The organism is Mucilaginibacter sp. NFX135 (genome assembly GCF_048565145.1).
Lineage (GTDB): Bacteria > Bacteroidota > Bacteroidia > Sphingobacteriales > Sphingobacteriaceae > Mucilaginibacter.
Genome location: NZ_CP183412.1, coordinates 1,396,441 through 1,411,259, shown reverse-complemented (window position 1 = coordinate 1,411,259; position 14,819 = coordinate 1,396,441). Strand labels below are relative to the sequence as shown.

Genomic DNA, 14,819 nt, shown 5'->3' with positions numbered 1-14,819 from the left:
AAAGTACCGGAGGTTGGGGTTCAGACAAATTTTTCGTATATTTATACAACAACAGCCCGGCTGCCTCTTAAACAGGTAGCCGGGCTGTTTAGTTAAGAGCAAAACAGGATCAAAAATCAACCATTTTATATAGTTATTTGACGATCAATTTTTTAAAACTTTTTAAAGTTTTAAAAACACGTTAAAACCGTGCTAAAATTTGTTAAAAAGTGTTAAAATCGATGGTTATGAGTTCACTTTTGAATGATTTTACCTTGTTTTCAGGCAGAAAAGTGTTAAAATTCAGGGTTTAAAAAGGTTTCATTAGAGGATAATTTTTTAAAATACACAACATCGGGTTATTTCTGTTCCGGAATTCTTAAATTTCGCCACGCCAATCCTGTCAAGGATCGGGGCAATAAAATAAGCTTAAGCACAATGAGAAAACATTATTACCTACTGGTTCTCTTATTCACTACCCTACGGGGATTTGCACAATCGCCTTATGATAATAATGTATATGACCCGGCCATCAAAAGCGTGGAGTTTTACAACACGCAAAAACAGGGTTCATTCCCGATAATCGCCTTAGGATCAACAGAAAAGGTAACGCTGGCCTTTGATGATCTGCGTGGCGGAAGTCGCAATTACTACTATACCATTGAGCATTGCGATACCCGCTGGAACTCCTCAAACCTGTCTACCACCGAGTACCTGCAAAGCTTTACCGACGATCGTTTGTATACCTATACCTACTCAACCGGTACTATTCAAAAATATACACACTATGAGCTCAAGCTGCCGAATAACAATATAGCACCCAAAATATCAGGCAATTACATACTGAAAGTTTACGAGGATGGCGATCAATCAAAACTGGTACTTACCCGCCGTTTATACGTGGTAAACAAAAAGGTATCCATAGCGGCCACTATCGGCACCTCGCCTGAAGTGCAGACCCGCAAAACCAATCAAAAGGTAAACTTTACGGTTGACTATGCCGGCTTACCCGTCCAAAATCCTTCGTTCGAGATCCGTGCCCTACTGATGCAAAACGCGCGTACGCAAACCGGCATTTTAAATACGCAGCCAACCTATGTACGTGGTACACAATTGGTTTATAACGATGTATCAATCAACGATTTTCCGGGGCGCAATGAATTCAGGCTTTTTGATACTCGTACCTTAAAGCTTAATTCCCAGCGCATTGCCCGTATCATCAAAGACACAGCCAACAATGTAGTGCTGTTGACTGACCCTATCCGTGATAGCCCGGATTACTTGTTGCTGTATGATAATGACGGTAAATTTTTTGTGCTGAACCAGGATGGCACCGACCCGCGCACAGATGCCGATTACGCGCATATTTATTTTGGTTTGGCTGCTTATAAGCCTCATTCAGAGGGCAGTCCATACATCGTGGGTGCCTTTAACGACTATAAACTGGATGAACGCAGCAAACTCACGTTTGGCGAAGATGGCAAATATCATATCAACCTGCTCCTGAAACAGGGCGTATATGACTACGAATATGTTTGGTATGATAACACCACTAAAAGGGCCAGTGATATCCCATTGGAAGGCAGCCATTTCGAAACCGAAAATGATTACCAGTTGCTTATCTACTATCGCGCCCCAACGGCCCGCTGGGATGAGTTGGTTGGCTTTGGGGAATTGAATACAGTGAAGAAATAGGTTTGTGGGAGTAAAGATTTTTGGAACAAGGACCAAGGACTTTTTCTTTGCTCCTTACATCTTTGTTCCTTGTTCCCAGAATCCTTGCTCCAAAAATCCTTGTTCCAAAAAAGCTTATCTTTGTATAAAATTTAGCACATGACCGGAAAATCGCCCAAAGAATCATATACCATCATGAATGAACTGGTATTACCCAATGATACCAATACGTTAAACAACCTGATGGGAGGGCGCCTGCTGCATTGGATGGATATTGCCGCGGCCATATCCGCGCAAAAACATTGCAACCGTATTGTAGTGACGGCTTCGGTTGATAATGTATCGTTCCAGTCGCCAATAAAACTGGGTGATGTGATCAGTATTGAAGCTAAAGTAACCCGCGCGTTCACTACTTCCGTTGAAGTAAGGATGGACGTATGGGCGCAAAATATCCCTTCCGGTACCCGTGTAAAAAGCAACGAAGCCTACTACACTTTTGTAGCGCTTGACAGCGACGGACAAAAAACAACAGTACCTGCACTAATACCCGAAACCGAGGAAGAAATAACCTTTTTTGAAGGTGCCTTGCGTCGCCGGCAATTACGCTTGATACTGGGCGGAAAAATGAAGCCTAACGATGCTACAGAACTCAAAGCCCTGTTTTTTGGTGATCAGCTACCGCTAAATCTGCGCGATTAAAAGCAGCAGTAACAAAAAAATAGTTCTGTGGTCTAAACGTTATGATACGGTGTATCAGTTGATTTAAATTTTAGCGCCATGAGATATTTTTTATGTTTTTTACTGCCTCCGCTGGCCATTCTGACCACCGGCCGTATTGGAGCATTTATATTGAATATATTTTTAACCTTGTTTTTTTGGATACCGGGTGTAATACATTCCATACTGGTAACCAACGATTATTATGAGGCTAAAAGGCACCGCCAACTAATGCGTGCCACCCGCCGGGCAAGGGCGTGGTAAACTACTGATATGCAGATGTGCGGATGTTAAGTAATTAAAATCATAGTCTCGCGTACAAACCATCAACGAAATCAGGGTAATCATTAAAATCAACGGTCAAAATTTACCATATTTGCCATCATGCAAAAAGGTAAGCTCTTAATTATTGATGACGAGGAAAGGTTACGCAACCTGCTTGCCCGTATCCTGCAACTGGAAGGGCATGAAGTTTTTACCGCTGCCAATGGTAAAGAAGGCTTGCGTAAATTACAGCAGGAATATATACATGTAGTACTCAGCGATGTAAAGCTGCCCGATACTGATGGTATTACCCTGTCAGAAACCATCAAGAAGAATTACCCTTCAACAGAAATTATTGTACTCACGGCTTACGGTACCATTAATGATGGTGTAAAAGCTATTAAAGCCGGCGCTTTTGATTATATCACCAAAGGGGATGATAACGAAAAAATTATCCCGCTGGTAAGCAAGGCGATGGACAAGGCCCTGTTACAGCAAACGGTTATAGAACTACAAAGCAAGCTGAATGATAAGTTTGGGTTCGACAGGCTCATTGGCAGATCAACCGCCATCAGCGATGTGATCAAGCTGGCACAAAAGGTAGCTTTAACCGATACCACCGTTCTGTTACTGGGAGAAACCGGCACCGGCAAGGAAATTTTTGCCGAAGCTATTCACCAGGCCAGTAACCGCAATACAAAATCGTTTGTGGCCGTAAACTGCAGCGCTTTTACTAAGGAATTACTGGAAAGTGAGCTGTTTGGTCATAAAGCCGGATCGTTCACCGGGGCGCTGAAAGACAAAAAAGGCCTTTTTGAAGAAGCTAACGGAGGCACTATTTTCTTAGATGAGATAGGTGAGCTCGACCACGATCTGCAGGCCAAATTGCTCCGTGTGCTGGAATCACAACAATTTTTAAAAATTGGTGATATTAAACCAACCCAGGTAAACGTACGTATTCTGGCGGCAACAAACCGTAACCTGCAAAACGAAATTGCCGATGGTCACTTCCGGTCGGATCTGTTTTACAGGCTTTCAGTTTTCCAGATCACATTGCCTGCCCTGCGCGAGCGTAAAAAAGATATTAAACTACTGGCAGAGTACTTTATGCAGCATTTTGCCCTGAAGGTTAAAAAGCAGATCAATGAACTCAGCGATGAATTTGTTCATAAATTGGAAGATTATCCATGGCCGGGCAATATCCGTGAGCTCAAAAATGTTATTGAGCGGGCGGTGATCCTGACCGATACCCATGTTTTGGATGAAAGCCTGCTGCCTTACGAAATTCAGCAGCAACAGGTAAAAACAGGCATCCCGATATCGGCGTTTGATCTGTCGTCGGTAGAAAAACTGCACATTCAGCGGGTGCTGAACCATACCCATGGCAACCGCGCCGAAGCTGCCCAGTTGCTAAACATCGGTGTAGCCACCTTATATAGGAAACTAAAAGAATACGGGCTGGAATAAGACCAGCAGGTTTCGTTAAAGCGTCTTTAAAAAAGTCGTTCTTTAGCTTTTGATAACGACATCTTTAACAAAACGGTGATCACCATATACGATAAAATGGTAATGAATAAGCAAATAGGAATAAATTTATTTCCAAGTACTTCATGCCCGTTGCCGATATCGCTGCTAAAGCCAAAAGTAAAACCTTGCTGATAGAGGAATAATCCGGTATGACCTGGGGCAATGATCTTAACGATACAAAGGGAGCCAAAGGCCAGCGTAAATAAATATAGTAAACCAAAAAGAATATACTTAAACGCGTATGCGCTATGCCTAACAATCCCGCTGATCAGCCCCCATATTATCCGGAAAGGATTAAACGTACCGGCAGCCGTTTCCAACTTTTTGGTTACCACCCATTCTGATAGATAGGTTTGTGGCTCTCCCAGATTTTCCAGGGCTTGCTCTACTGTTGTTTCGGGGTAGTTATTCAAGCTTTCATAAATATGACTGCTGATCTCCCGTTGAATATCTGCCTGATCATGTTTAGGCAGCCTGCTGATCATGCTATGCACCTTTTTCATATAGGTTTTATAATGCTGATCATTTAGTAGTGTGTCTTTGTTCATGATTTAATATTTTTAAATAAGGTTTTTAAGATTGCCGGATAGCGTAGTCCAAAATGCTGTCATTTTTTCCAATGAAAGCTGGCCGCTACTGGTGATACTATAATATTTCCGGGGCATGCCGGTTTCCATTTCTACCCATTTTGATTCAATTAAATGATCATCTTTTAAGCGGTTCAAAAGCGGGTAGATGGTTCCTTCGCTGATATCATATCCTGATGCCGACTTAATGTGCTCCAATAATTCGTACCCGTATTGGTCTTTCTTTTTTAAAAGCAGCAGTATAATGAAATCAAGCGTACCCTTTTTCATTTGCGTTTCCCATTTTGCTATTACATTAGCTTCCATAATACAAAGCTATACAAATAGCATCGCATTACAATGTATTTTAAAAAATATTTTTTCTCTATTCATCTTACCTATGATCTTACATAACTAATACTTGTTTTTTACAGGGTTTAAAGGATCCAAAAGCTTGAATTTTGATATCAGCAACAAACAATATCATGAACAATCAAATTTCAAATCCTGTTAAAACGGCACTGATAGTTGGCGCTAACGGCGTTATCGGCACTAATCTTATCAATCATCTTTTGTTACTTGGCGGCTGGAATATTATCGGCTTATCCCGACGGGGTGGTACTTCTACGGCAAACGTTACCTACATCCCGGTAAACCTGCTTGATAAGGAGGATACCGTTAAACAACTCAACTCACTATCGGCGGTTACCCATATATTTTATGCCGCCTATCAGGATAAACCTACCTGGGCCGAACTGGTGGAGCCCAATTTAACCATGCTGATTAACGTGGTTGATGCCATCGAACCTATCGCTTTGAACTTGCAACACATCAGCCTGATGCAGGGATATAAAGTTTATGGTGCACACCTTGGCCCTTTTAAAACGCCCGCTAAAGAAAGTGACGCCGGCCATATGCCGCCCGAGTTTAACGTTGATCAGCAAAATTTTCTGGAGCAACGACAGCAAGGCAAAAGCTGGACATGGTCGGCCATCCGGCCTTCGGTAGTGGGCGGCACTGCATTGGGTAATCCAATGAACCTGGCTCTCCTCATTGCTGTTTATGCTACTATCTCTAAAGAGCTGGGGATCCCTTTACGCTTTCCGGGTAAACCGGGCGCCTATGATAAATTGATGGAAATGACCGATGCCGGGCTGTTAGCAAAAGCTACGGTGTGGGCGGCAACAAACCCAACCTGTGCTAATCAGGCTTTTAATATCAACAACGGTGATCTGTTTAGGTGGAACGAAATGTGGCCTAAAATTGCACGCTATTTTGATATGGAAATTGCACCTCCGCTCCAAATGCCTTTGCAAACGGTAATGGCGGACAAAGCGCCGATATGGGAAAAGATACAGGAAAAGTATGGTCTCGAAAAACACTATTATCAAGATGTTTCTTACTGGGGTTTTGGCGATTTTGTATTCTCCTGGGATTATGATTTTTTTGCCGATGGTTCCAAAGCACGCCGCTTTGGTTTTCATGAATATGTAGATACTGAACAGATGTTCAAGGATTTGTTTGATGAATTCCGCCGTAAAAAAGTGATCCCGTAAGGCCTGAAGAATCAGCAGGTATACAAATAAAATATACCTGCTGATACTTTGATCAATTGCCTGCTGGTTGGTAAATATCCCGTTCCATAGTAATGTTCAGGCGGGCGATCAATTCGGCCGGATTAAAGCCAATGCGCTGGTACTCCGTTTGCACTGCGGCTTTCGCCTGATTTAGGGCATCTTCGCTTTCCCAGGTGGCAACGGTAATACAAATGGTATTCCCGTTTTCGTCTTCGCGCTCGTAAGCTATATCACCTAAAAAGCCCGGTAAGTTTTTAATAAAATCCCTGTTAAAATTCATCCGCTCGGTAAATTCTTGTTTACCGTTTTGAGGGATTATAAATTTGTCGATGAATATTTGTTGCATGATATATTCTGAATTATTGTTTATCCAAAATTCAGCAATGCAGAAACCTAATAATTGTAAAAAATCATTGATTTACCAGTAAATGGTCGATTTGAAAAACTCATGCGGGGTTTGCCCGGCGAACGTTCTGAAATCTTTTATAAAATGGGCCTGGTCAAAATAACCGGCAGCCAAAGCAGTCTCGGTAAGATCGACCGTAGGATCATAATTCTCTATCAGGTTTCGTAAACGCACTATAGACGAAAATTGCTTGGGCGATGTGCCTGTTATTTTTCGGAACCTTTTTTCGAAGGAATCATGACTAATGGGCAATGTACCTATGAGTTCTTTTATTCGTAAATTCCCCTTACTTAAGCTACTGTGCGGACACATCTTTTAATATGCCCTGTAGGGGCTGAATGTCGGTAGAAGAAGGATCAAAAGAAATTTTTACTTGCCGTAGGTACGTCACTTTTTAACTTCGTGGGTCAAATAATAGTGCATTAATAGACCCTAAGTCGATTAGTGGAGTACCTATGGCACTAAAGAGGTTAACTTTTATTATTGCTACCGACATTTTGCTCCTCCGGAGCAGCTTTTTTTAACTATTAGTGCATTGAAAAGATGTGTCCACACAGTAGCTTACTTAAGCGGATCTGTTTAATAGCATATTGGATAAGCAAATCAGATTTGGTCTGATATAACCTGGAAAGTAAAAACCGCTCTATAATGGCAATCCGTTGAAAATTATCCTTTGCTTCGGCCAGTTGTTCTTCTATTTCAACCAATTTCTGCTGCCCGATCAGGGTATCCAGTGCTAAGCTTACACCAAACAATTCATGGAGCGGTTCTTTAAAAAATGTCGTCGCTCCTCCAGGTTTAAAAATAACAAGAAACGAAGCAGCTTGCCCCAAGTAATTGATCAGGCGGACTGATTTTCGTAATCCGGTGAGTAATGCAGTTGGCAAATTATTTTTTATTCCCGCAATTTCATCGCTTATGGTGCCTTTATACCTAAATCCCATAACCATACCAGTATCAGGCAGCACGCGATTTTCCATCCCATGTTCGCTTTCAATAAAAAGGTAATGCTCAACAAAAGGACCTAAAATCTCAGCAGGAAGATACCGCTCCATTTTCATGATCACTAATTTAGGTTTTAAAGCTTATAGTTTAGCTTAACCTATTGTCATCTTTTGCCAATCGGTTATGAAAGGATCTATGGATAATGAATAATATGGATACAGGCACACTGAACATAATGAACTGCTTTTTCGTTTAATTTGCTAAACTAATGGCTTTGTGTTAACTGCTGGATAATGCGATGCATTATCTGTAATGCAAGGAAAAAGATGCTTTCAACCTTTATTTTTGCCTCTCGCTATCATCTAAAAAATTACAGGATAATTGCTGGTGTATCCGGAGCATTAAAAAAAGGCTTGTACGTATTTTGCCTGTTAATTTTTGTCTTTGGCATAGCCTCAGCACAAGCTCCGCAAATCACAGCTAAAACAGGCGTAAGATTGCAGCTTGACGAAACCGGCCACAGAACTGTTCTGTTTACAGATGTTGCCGATGTCACCGGGCTTGCTGCAAGCGGAACCAAAGTAGTTAATACACCCCCACTCGATTGCTCATCACTTGGTCTCCGAAGTATATCCGTAACAGCCAGTAATGGTACACCGGGCACAACGGTAACTCAATCCATACCGGTGATAGTTACCAGCACTCCTGTATTTCCAGATCACCATGATATAACCATTCCTGCAGACAATAGTTGTAATACCGTTTTGCCGGATTATACCGCAGTGTTTGCCCCTCATGATATTTGCAGTACTGCTGCAATACTTAGCATCAAACAAGATCCGCTTGCTGGTACCCCATTAAACGTAAATCAACCCACTCAAATAACCCTAACTGCCAGCGATCAGTTTGGCGGTATCACAGCCATTTTTTTTACAGTTACCTCTTATGCAACTCCCGTAATTTTTCCAAGACCAGGCCCCATAACACTTCAATTGAGTGAAAGTGGAAGTTATGAGGTACAGGTATCGGATCTGGGCTCGCCGTTTGTATGTGATGGCAGCACGTTAACTAATACCATAAGTCCTCAAAATTTGAATTGCGCAAATATTGGAAATCAAACTATTACACTTACCAGCAGCAATTTGCGCCCCAACCCCCAGGCTGTTACTTTTAGCGTACCTTCCGATGCGGTAACCGATGCAGCCGGCAATATTTATGTGGCTGATGGCTATAGCTGCAGTATCAGGAAAATTGCGAGCGATGGTACGGTAACCACTTTGGCGGGTGGCAGCTCCTGTGATTATGCCGATGGTAGTGGCGCGGCCGCTAAGTTTAAAGTGCTTAATGGTATAACCATTGACCCATCTGGGAATTTATATGTAATTGACGAGAATGACCGCGTGAGAAAGATAACACCTAATGGCACCGTTACTACCATAGCCGGTAACGGTCAAAATAAAACGGTTGATGGACAAGGCACGGCTGCGAGCTTTCAGGACCCAAAGGGTATTACTATAGATGCTATCGGCAATTTATATATAACGCAAGGCGATTATCTCATCCGTAAGGTAACGCCGGGGGGTATGGTTACTACCGTTACCGCCCCATCATCTGTTTCGAAATTAAACAATCCTGTAGGCATTACTACAGATCCGCTCGGGAATTTATATATAACCGATTATAGCAGTGCTATTAAAAAAATAGCACCTGATGGCACTATAACCATCATAGCAGGCCATGACGGTTCAGGATTTACTGATGGTATCGGAGCTGCGGCCAGTTTTAACCAGCCGAGAGGTATTATCAGGGATAACCAGGGGAATTTATACGTAACTGACTCAAAGAATAATGCCATCCGTAAGATAGATCCATCGGGTAAAGTGACCACGCTTACACTGTACACCACCAACCCTGGTGATAAGGCAACCCTAAATAACCCTATCGGCATCAAACTGGATCCTTTTGGTAACCTGATCGTAGTTGACAGGGATAATGAGCGTATTGTACGCATAACCCCGGGAGGACAGCTTACTACTATAGCTGGGAATGGTATAGTTGGCAATAATAATGGCAATACTAACACGCCGGCAATGTTAGGAGGTACAGCCTCCATCGATGTTCCTATTACTGTGGTAAGCTCTATCAACTCTACTTCTGCACAAGGGGGTATAGTTTCTACCATTAGCTCTTTGCCGGCTGATGCTACCGTATGCTCAGGCAAGGTTATTGACTTTACAGCAAGTATACCTCCAGGAGCAACAGTAAACAGTTACCAATGGCAGGTAAACGGCGTTAATGCCGGAACAAACCAGCCAACCTTTAGCAGCAATACCCTGCAAAACGGCGATGTGGTTACATGTATTACAACTAATAACGCGAGTTGCACCGTTCCACAAACCAGTATGCCTGTACAGGCTCATATTAACCCGGCACCGGGTATTGTTTTTGCCCAAAATCCAACCATAAAATTCGGCGAAAATATTACGCTGGTTCCACAACTATCCGGGGATATTGTATCTTTAAGCTGGTCGCCCGCATTGGGGTTGAGCAGTACCAATACATCATATCCGATAGCAAACCCTGCAGTTACTACCACTTATTACCTCACGGCTACCTCATCGCTCAATTGCCAATCTGTGGTTCCGGTTACGGTTACAGTAATAACCCCCATTCATATCCCCAATACATTTACGCCCAACGGAGATGGGTATAACGATGATTGGAAAATTGACGATCTGGTTAACTATCCGAATTGTACCGTTAATATATTTAACCGTTATGGACAGGCTTTATTTCATGCCAATGGCTATGGTACACCATGGGATGGCACTTACCATGGCAATAAGGTACCACCGGGTACTTATTATTATATCATCGATCTAAAGAATGGCAGCAAGCCTTTAGCGGGTTGGGTGGCTATTATCCGATAAGGGATTGATATGCTATAGGTGCGCAAGTATATTGATCAGCTTGCCAAATGGGTCACGTACATAAAAGCGCCTTACGCCCCAGGGTTCGTCAACCGGCCCATATTCAATCCTGAAACCGGCTTTAATTACCCGTTCGATGGCGATATTGATATCATCTACTTCTATAGAAACATCGGGAACCGGTGTACCAGAGCCGCCTTCGGATGCAAAGCTGATCTGGATACTCATGTTATCTGACGAGCCGTATGTTGCTATCCACCCATAATCCATTATCACGTCAAGCCCTAATACATCCTGGTAAAAACGTTTAGCTTCAGTAACATCTGTTGTGCTGATATTAGTTACGATCCTTTTAACTTTCATAGATACTCATATATAAGCTGGTTTAATCAGCCAACCGGCTTTTCCTGATACTCAGCACAATTCCGCCCAAAACTAAAACAGCGCCGGCCATCTGTAAAATATTGATATGCTCGTTTAAAAAAACGAGCGAAATGATCAATCCAACTACCGGATCGAGATTGGTGAAATTTCCAACCTGTGAAGCCGATAATAAGCGGAGTGATTTATTATAAAGCAAATAACAAATACCCGAAGATACAGCCCCGAGGTATAAGATAGCCAGCCAGGAGCCCAGGTGTATAACCGGCCAGCCCGAGTGCCGGTTCTCAAATATTGCAGCAGGTAGCAAACACAGTGAACCAATACACGTGCTTAAACTCGTAATTAGCAGCGGGTTAAAGTGAGCTGTCTTTTTAGACATAATAGTGTATGCCCCCCATGACATTACTGCAACTATCATTAGCAAGTTCCCGGTTATGCTATTCCGGGTATCGCTGTTATTATCGCCTGATAAAAACCCGATCAGCATTACGCCTATTAAAGAGGCAATTATCCCGGTGATCTGCCCTGCAGATAGTTTTTCTTTAAGGAACACCGCAGCAAATAAGGCTATGCAAATTGGGATAAAACCCTGTATCAAAGAGCCCACCGAGGCAGAAGTCATTTGGGCAGAAATATTAAAAAGAATATAAAAACAGGTAACGCCTGTGAGGCCCATAAAGATGATGAGAAACCAGGGTGCATCAACCAAATATTCGCGGAAAGGTTTATCCTTATTGATAAAAAATATCAGCAGCAAAGTAATAGCCCCTACAGAACAACGACAAAAAGCAAGTGCTATTGGCGGTATGTCATTAATGATCATTTTAGTTACAGGATAACTGCTCCCCCAAACAATCATGACAAACAATATACTGATCAGGCCTATAAACTTCTTATTTAACATTTTTTGAAGGTACTACTATTTGATAATTTGTAATAAATAAAAAAGCGCCCCGTATCTCATCCCGGGACGCTTCATGGTATCCATATACTATATCAACTATATCTCAAAAAGAGCTCGCTAATATTATGGGTTAATTAACCCTTCTAAAATCTATATTGGTGAGTTTAATACCACCAGTACCCAAATTGTCACCCCCCGATTTAATAACCAGCCAAACGGTACCAGCATTAGGGAATGAAACTACATTTCCGCTTCCGGCACATTTAACAGCTGATAATAAGCCGTTAAAAGGTGTATTTCCGCAACCTGTCCAGGTATTCAGCGCCATACGGATGCCTCCGTCGCTATAATCCTTACCTTGGGTTGGCTGCAAAGCACTCAAATAAACCTCAAACCAGGTATTGGTAGCACCTTGTCCCTGTACATTAAAGTCGATCTTATACTGTTTGTTGGCTCTTACTTCAAAAGGCTGATAAACACCCTGGTGCCCGCCGCTACCTCCTGATGCCAGTATGCTTCCATCATCATTAATCTTAAACGTAACATTATCATTAGATGCTATCTTTAAAACTGTCCATTTGGTTTTATCTACCATGTTGGTTTTAGGGGTAACGGCATCCAATAACTGATCAACATTAAAATAAATGATCACCTTATTCATATCGGTGTTGATCTCCTGTTTTGATGAATTGGCTATTTTAATCCCTAAAGCCACCGTTTTCCCACCATATTTAGTCATAGAAGCGATCTTTACTTTAGGTATGATAGTGCCTTTCATGATATGATTATCAAGTGTTACAGAATCTTTTGAGGGCAAGCTATAATCGGCGGGATCAAGTACAACGGTATTGGCAGGTAATGCACCTGAGGTGATTAATCCTGCAATCGCGGTATTATCAATACCAACATCTACGGTTAAAGCATCAAAGTTTGATTCGCCGCCACGATATACTAGTACCGAAAAATTAGCTGTGCCGGCTACGCTGTCAACAACCAGTTTGCCGTCAACAAGGACGTCGACAAGCCCGTTTGGTTTTTCTGCCTGTGGTAAATAAACCTTTACCGCTGGATTTGATTTTACACCTTCCAGGTATTCCTGTTTACAGGAAGCTATGGTCAATACAAAACAGGTAGCCCATTTTAGCATTGATGATACATGAATTTTCATAAAATATTTTTTAAATCCTTAATATTTAAGAGGGATCATCATACTTTGCCCATATGATGATCCGGATATTATTACCAACCCGGGTTTTGTTTCCAATTGGTTTTCGCGATCTCGCTTTGCGGAATCGGGAACCAATTCATTTTTTCATCAAACACCCGCGCTTCTAATTGCTTAACTGCATAGCTATTTGAACCTCCAGAATTAGTGATCTCAATACGGCTTACCGGAGCTTTGAAATATAATGATCCTTCTTTCCATCTGCGGACATCCCAAAAACGTTGATCTTCATAACCCAACTCCACATTACGCTCATGTTCAATGGCTTGCTGGTTCAAAGCAGTTAATACCGGCATTTTTACGCGTTGCCTTACCTTGTTGATGGCCTGCAGTGCGGTCATCCCGTATCCTTGAGGATCGGCATCGGCGCCGTAAGCATTATACATGGCTTCAGCATAATTCAGCAGGAGTTCTCCATATCGGAAATAGATCCAGGCATGATTGGCCTTCGTGTTATTAACCAGATCGATAGATTGATTAACCCACTTTGATAGGTAATAGCCAGTTTTAGTAGCATTTTGTTTTGGCAGGCCACTATTACCACCGGTAAACGTTTCGATAGTTGTGGATTTAAAAGTAGCCCCATTATATACAACGGTGGCAGTGAAACGGGGGTCGCGGTTTTGATATGGATTTGCCGCATGGATTGAATTGCTCCAGCTAAAGGGTACAGAACCGGTTATATTACCCGATCCATCCTTTTGAAGCACTTCAAAACTTTCCACAAAATTTTCAGTTGGTGCGATGCTGGCGCCCCTGCTATTTTGAAATGAGATTGGGTAATTCGCATACTCAACCGTATTTATAGCTCCATAACGACGATAAAAAATAAGCTCGGCTGATGTTGTGCTATTTGCACCATATAAATTGGTATAATTAGCATCAAGAGAATAAGCGTTCAAGGTCATTACATCATGCGCCGCGGCTGCTGCTTGTGCCCAGGTTACAGTTGAACCGTTATCTTTAAACAGCGGGCTCGCTCCATATAACAGCGCTTTTGCTTTTAACGCTTTTATTGCCCCTTGCGTAACACGGCCCGCCTCATACCAGGAGTAAGGACTAAGGTTAGCCGGTATAATAGCCGCTGATTTGTCACACAAGGAAGCAATATACTTCAGACACTCATCAAGAGAGTTTCGCTGTACATTTTTCCAGCTGTTAGCATCATCATAATCCAACGGCTGTTCCAAAATAGGCACGCCTCCATAACGCTTAACTAATTCGAGGTAAAAAAACGCTTTCAAAAAAAGGGCTTCACCTTCCATAAACTTAACGTTATTGCGGGCGTTAAAATAGGCGGTTGAATCTGTTGAGGTGATCTTATCCTTGATATAGGAAATATCAACTGCACCCTTATTTTTCAGATAAAGATTAGCTTGTCTTATACCTTTAAAGTTTCGGGCCCAAACATCAGCAGGGTTATTGTACTGGTTCCAGGTACCGGTATTAAAGGTTTGCGCTGTATCTAAGGCGTTGGTAGCTTCCGCATTATCGGTAGCGGCTTCCATATCCAGATTGGCAAGACCATCGGGCAGGTAACTGTAAATATTCCAAACCTGCTGCTGTACATAGTTATAGTTGCTGTAAAGTTTATCAACAGTAACACCCGCCTGCAGCGTTTGCACATCAAGGTAATCACGTTTACAGGAGTAAAGCAGCGTACCTATTGCCAGCAATGTTATTATATATCGATTTTTTTTCATTTCCTTGTAATTACAAAT

Annotated in this window: 15 protein-coding genes; 6 read left to right on the top strand and 9 right to left on the bottom strand. The window is 42.2% G+C overall.

What is annotated here, in order from left to right; all coding sequences use genetic code 11:
• The first annotated feature begins 417 nt into the window (after window positions 1-417).
• The 4 genes from ACNURT_RS06215 (at window position 418) to ACNURT_RS06200 (ending at window position 4,101) form a co-directional block, all read left to right on the top strand.
• Complete coding sequence (locus ACNURT_RS06215; protein WP_419701002.1) at window positions 418-1,674, top strand: DUF5103 domain-containing protein; 1,257 nt, start codon at window positions 418-420, stop codon at window positions 1,672-1,674.
• Window positions 1,675-1,812: 138 nt separating this feature from the next.
• Entirely contained in the window at window positions 1,813-2,352 is a 540-nt protein-coding gene (locus tag ACNURT_RS06210; protein ID WP_419701001.1) for an acyl-CoA thioesterase, read from the top strand.
• Window positions 2,353-2,430: 78 nt separating this feature from the next.
• Window positions 2,431-2,634, top strand: coding sequence for a YqaE/Pmp3 family membrane protein (locus tag ACNURT_RS06205; protein ID WP_310102883.1), 204 nt, complete (start codon window positions 2,431-2,433; stop codon window positions 2,632-2,634).
• A gap of 120 nt (window positions 2,635-2,754) precedes the next feature.
• Window positions 2,755-4,101: a sigma-54-dependent transcriptional regulator gene (locus ACNURT_RS06200; RefSeq protein WP_370994007.1), complete on the top strand. Its 1,347-nt coding sequence runs from the start codon at window positions 2,755-2,757 to the stop codon at window positions 4,099-4,101.
• Window positions 4,102-4,127: 26 nt separating this feature from the next.
• Here the strand turns inward: ACNURT_RS06200 and ACNURT_RS06195 are convergent, their stop codons facing one another.
• Together ACNURT_RS06195 and ACNURT_RS06190 are read right to left on the bottom strand one after the other, a co-directional pair.
• Complete coding sequence (locus ACNURT_RS06195; RefSeq protein WP_370994008.1) at window positions 4,128-4,709, bottom strand: HAAS signaling domain-containing protein; 582 nt, start codon at window positions 4,707-4,709, stop codon at window positions 4,128-4,130.
• A 12-nt stretch (window positions 4,710-4,721) separates the two neighbouring features.
• Window positions 4,722-5,054, bottom strand: coding sequence for a PadR family transcriptional regulator (locus ACNURT_RS06190; RefSeq protein ID WP_370994009.1), 333 nt, complete (start codon window positions 5,052-5,054; stop codon window positions 4,722-4,724).
• Between the two features lie 158 nt (window positions 5,055-5,212).
• On the opposite strand from ACNURT_RS06190, the gene ACNURT_RS06185 reads away from it, so the two are divergent.
• Window positions 5,213-6,283: an SDR family oxidoreductase gene (locus tag ACNURT_RS06185; RefSeq protein WP_419701000.1), complete on the top strand. Its 1,071-nt coding sequence runs from the start codon at window positions 5,213-5,215 to the stop codon at window positions 6,281-6,283.
• Between the two features lie 52 nt (window positions 6,284-6,335).
• Here ACNURT_RS06185 and ACNURT_RS06180 read toward each other — a convergent pair whose 3' ends face one another.
• The 3 genes from ACNURT_RS06180 to ACNURT_RS06170 form a co-directional block, all read right to left on the bottom strand.
• Window positions 6,336-6,650, bottom strand: coding sequence for a hypothetical protein (locus ACNURT_RS06180; RefSeq protein WP_419700999.1), 315 nt, complete (start codon window positions 6,648-6,650; stop codon window positions 6,336-6,338).
• A gap of 72 nt (window positions 6,651-6,722) precedes the next feature.
• Entirely contained in the window at window positions 6,723-7,022 is a 300-nt protein-coding gene (locus tag ACNURT_RS06175) for a helix-turn-helix domain-containing protein (protein ID WP_419700998.1), read from the bottom strand.
• Window positions 7,023-7,237: 215 nt separating this feature from the next.
• A complete protein-coding gene (locus ACNURT_RS06170) occupies window positions 7,238-7,771 on the bottom strand; it encodes a DUF6597 domain-containing transcriptional factor (protein ID WP_419700997.1) in 534 nt (177 codons plus the stop codon).
• A 210-nt stretch (window positions 7,772-7,981) separates the two neighbouring features.
• Between ACNURT_RS06170 and ACNURT_RS06165 the strand changes: the two genes are divergently transcribed.
• A complete protein-coding gene (locus tag ACNURT_RS06165; RefSeq protein WP_419700996.1) occupies window positions 7,982-10,585 on the top strand; it encodes a gliding motility-associated C-terminal domain-containing protein in 2,604 nt (867 codons plus the stop codon).
• A gap of 12 nt (window positions 10,586-10,597) precedes the next feature.
• Here ACNURT_RS06165 and ACNURT_RS06160 read toward each other — a convergent pair whose 3' ends face one another.
• The 4 genes from ACNURT_RS06160 to ACNURT_RS06145 form a co-directional block, all read right to left on the bottom strand.
• Window positions 10,598-10,948, bottom strand: a complete 351-nt coding sequence (locus ACNURT_RS06160; RefSeq protein WP_419700995.1) for a VOC family protein — start codon at window positions 10,946-10,948, stop codon at window positions 10,598-10,600.
• Window positions 10,949-10,970: 22 nt separating this feature from the next.
• A complete protein-coding gene (locus ACNURT_RS06155) occupies window positions 10,971-11,873 on the bottom strand; it encodes a DMT family transporter (RefSeq protein ID WP_419700994.1) in 903 nt (300 codons plus the stop codon).
• A gap of 130 nt (window positions 11,874-12,003) precedes the next feature.
• Entirely contained in the window at window positions 12,004-13,041 is a 1,038-nt protein-coding gene (locus tag ACNURT_RS06150; RefSeq protein ID WP_419700993.1) for a DUF1735 domain-containing protein, read from the bottom strand.
• 71 nt (window positions 13,042-13,112) lie between these two features.
• Window positions 13,113-14,801: a RagB/SusD family nutrient uptake outer membrane protein gene (locus tag ACNURT_RS06145; RefSeq protein ID WP_419700992.1), complete on the bottom strand. Its 1,689-nt coding sequence runs from the start codon at window positions 14,799-14,801 to the stop codon at window positions 13,113-13,115.
• Window positions 14,802-14,819: the final 18 nt, after the last annotated feature.

Bases quoted from the DNA above. Each gene is read 5' to 3' on its own strand.
- ACNURT_RS06215 (WP_419701002.1), top strand. From the start codon at position 418: ATGAGAAAACATTATTACCTACTGGTTCTCTTATTCACTACCCTACGG.
- ACNURT_RS06210 (WP_419701001.1), top strand. From the start codon at position 1,813: ATGACCGGAAAATCGCCCAAAGAATCATATACCATCATGAATGAACTG.
- ACNURT_RS06205 (WP_310102883.1), top strand. From the start codon at position 2,431: ATGAGATATTTTTTATGTTTTTTACTGCCTCCGCTGGCCATTCTGACC.
- ACNURT_RS06200 (WP_370994007.1), top strand. From the start codon at position 2,755: ATGCAAAAAGGTAAGCTCTTAATTATTGATGACGAGGAAAGGTTACGC.
- ACNURT_RS06195 (WP_370994008.1), bottom strand. From the start codon at position 4,709: ATGAACAAAGACACACTACTAAATGATCAGCATTATAAAACCTATATG.
- ACNURT_RS06190 (WP_370994009.1), bottom strand. From the start codon at position 5,054: ATGGAAGCTAATGTAATAGCAAAATGGGAAACGCAAATGAAAAAGGGT.
- ACNURT_RS06185 (WP_419701000.1), top strand. From the start codon at position 5,213: ATGAACAATCAAATTTCAAATCCTGTTAAAACGGCACTGATAGTTGGC.
- ACNURT_RS06180 (WP_419700999.1), bottom strand. From the start codon at position 6,650: ATGCAACAAATATTCATCGACAAATTTATAATCCCTCAAAACGGTAAA.
- ACNURT_RS06175 (WP_419700998.1), bottom strand. From the start codon at position 7,022: ATGTGTCCGCACAGTAGCTTAAGTAAGGGGAATTTACGAATAAAAGAA.
- ACNURT_RS06170 (WP_419700997.1), bottom strand. From the start codon at position 7,771: ATGAAAATGGAGCGGTATCTTCCTGCTGAGATTTTAGGTCCTTTTGTT.
- ACNURT_RS06165 (WP_419700996.1), top strand. From the start codon at position 7,982: ATGCTTTCAACCTTTATTTTTGCCTCTCGCTATCATCTAAAAAATTAC.
- ACNURT_RS06160 (WP_419700995.1), bottom strand. From the start codon at position 10,948: ATGAAAGTTAAAAGGATCGTAACTAATATCAGCACAACAGATGTTACT.
- ACNURT_RS06155 (WP_419700994.1), bottom strand. From the start codon at position 11,873: ATGTTAAATAAGAAGTTTATAGGCCTGATCAGTATATTGTTTGTCATG.
- ACNURT_RS06150 (WP_419700993.1), bottom strand. From the start codon at position 13,041: ATGAAAATTCATGTATCATCAATGCTAAAATGGGCTACCTGTTTTGTA.
- ACNURT_RS06145 (WP_419700992.1), bottom strand. From the start codon at position 14,801: ATGAAAAAAAATCGATATATAATAACATTGCTGGCAATAGGTACGCTG.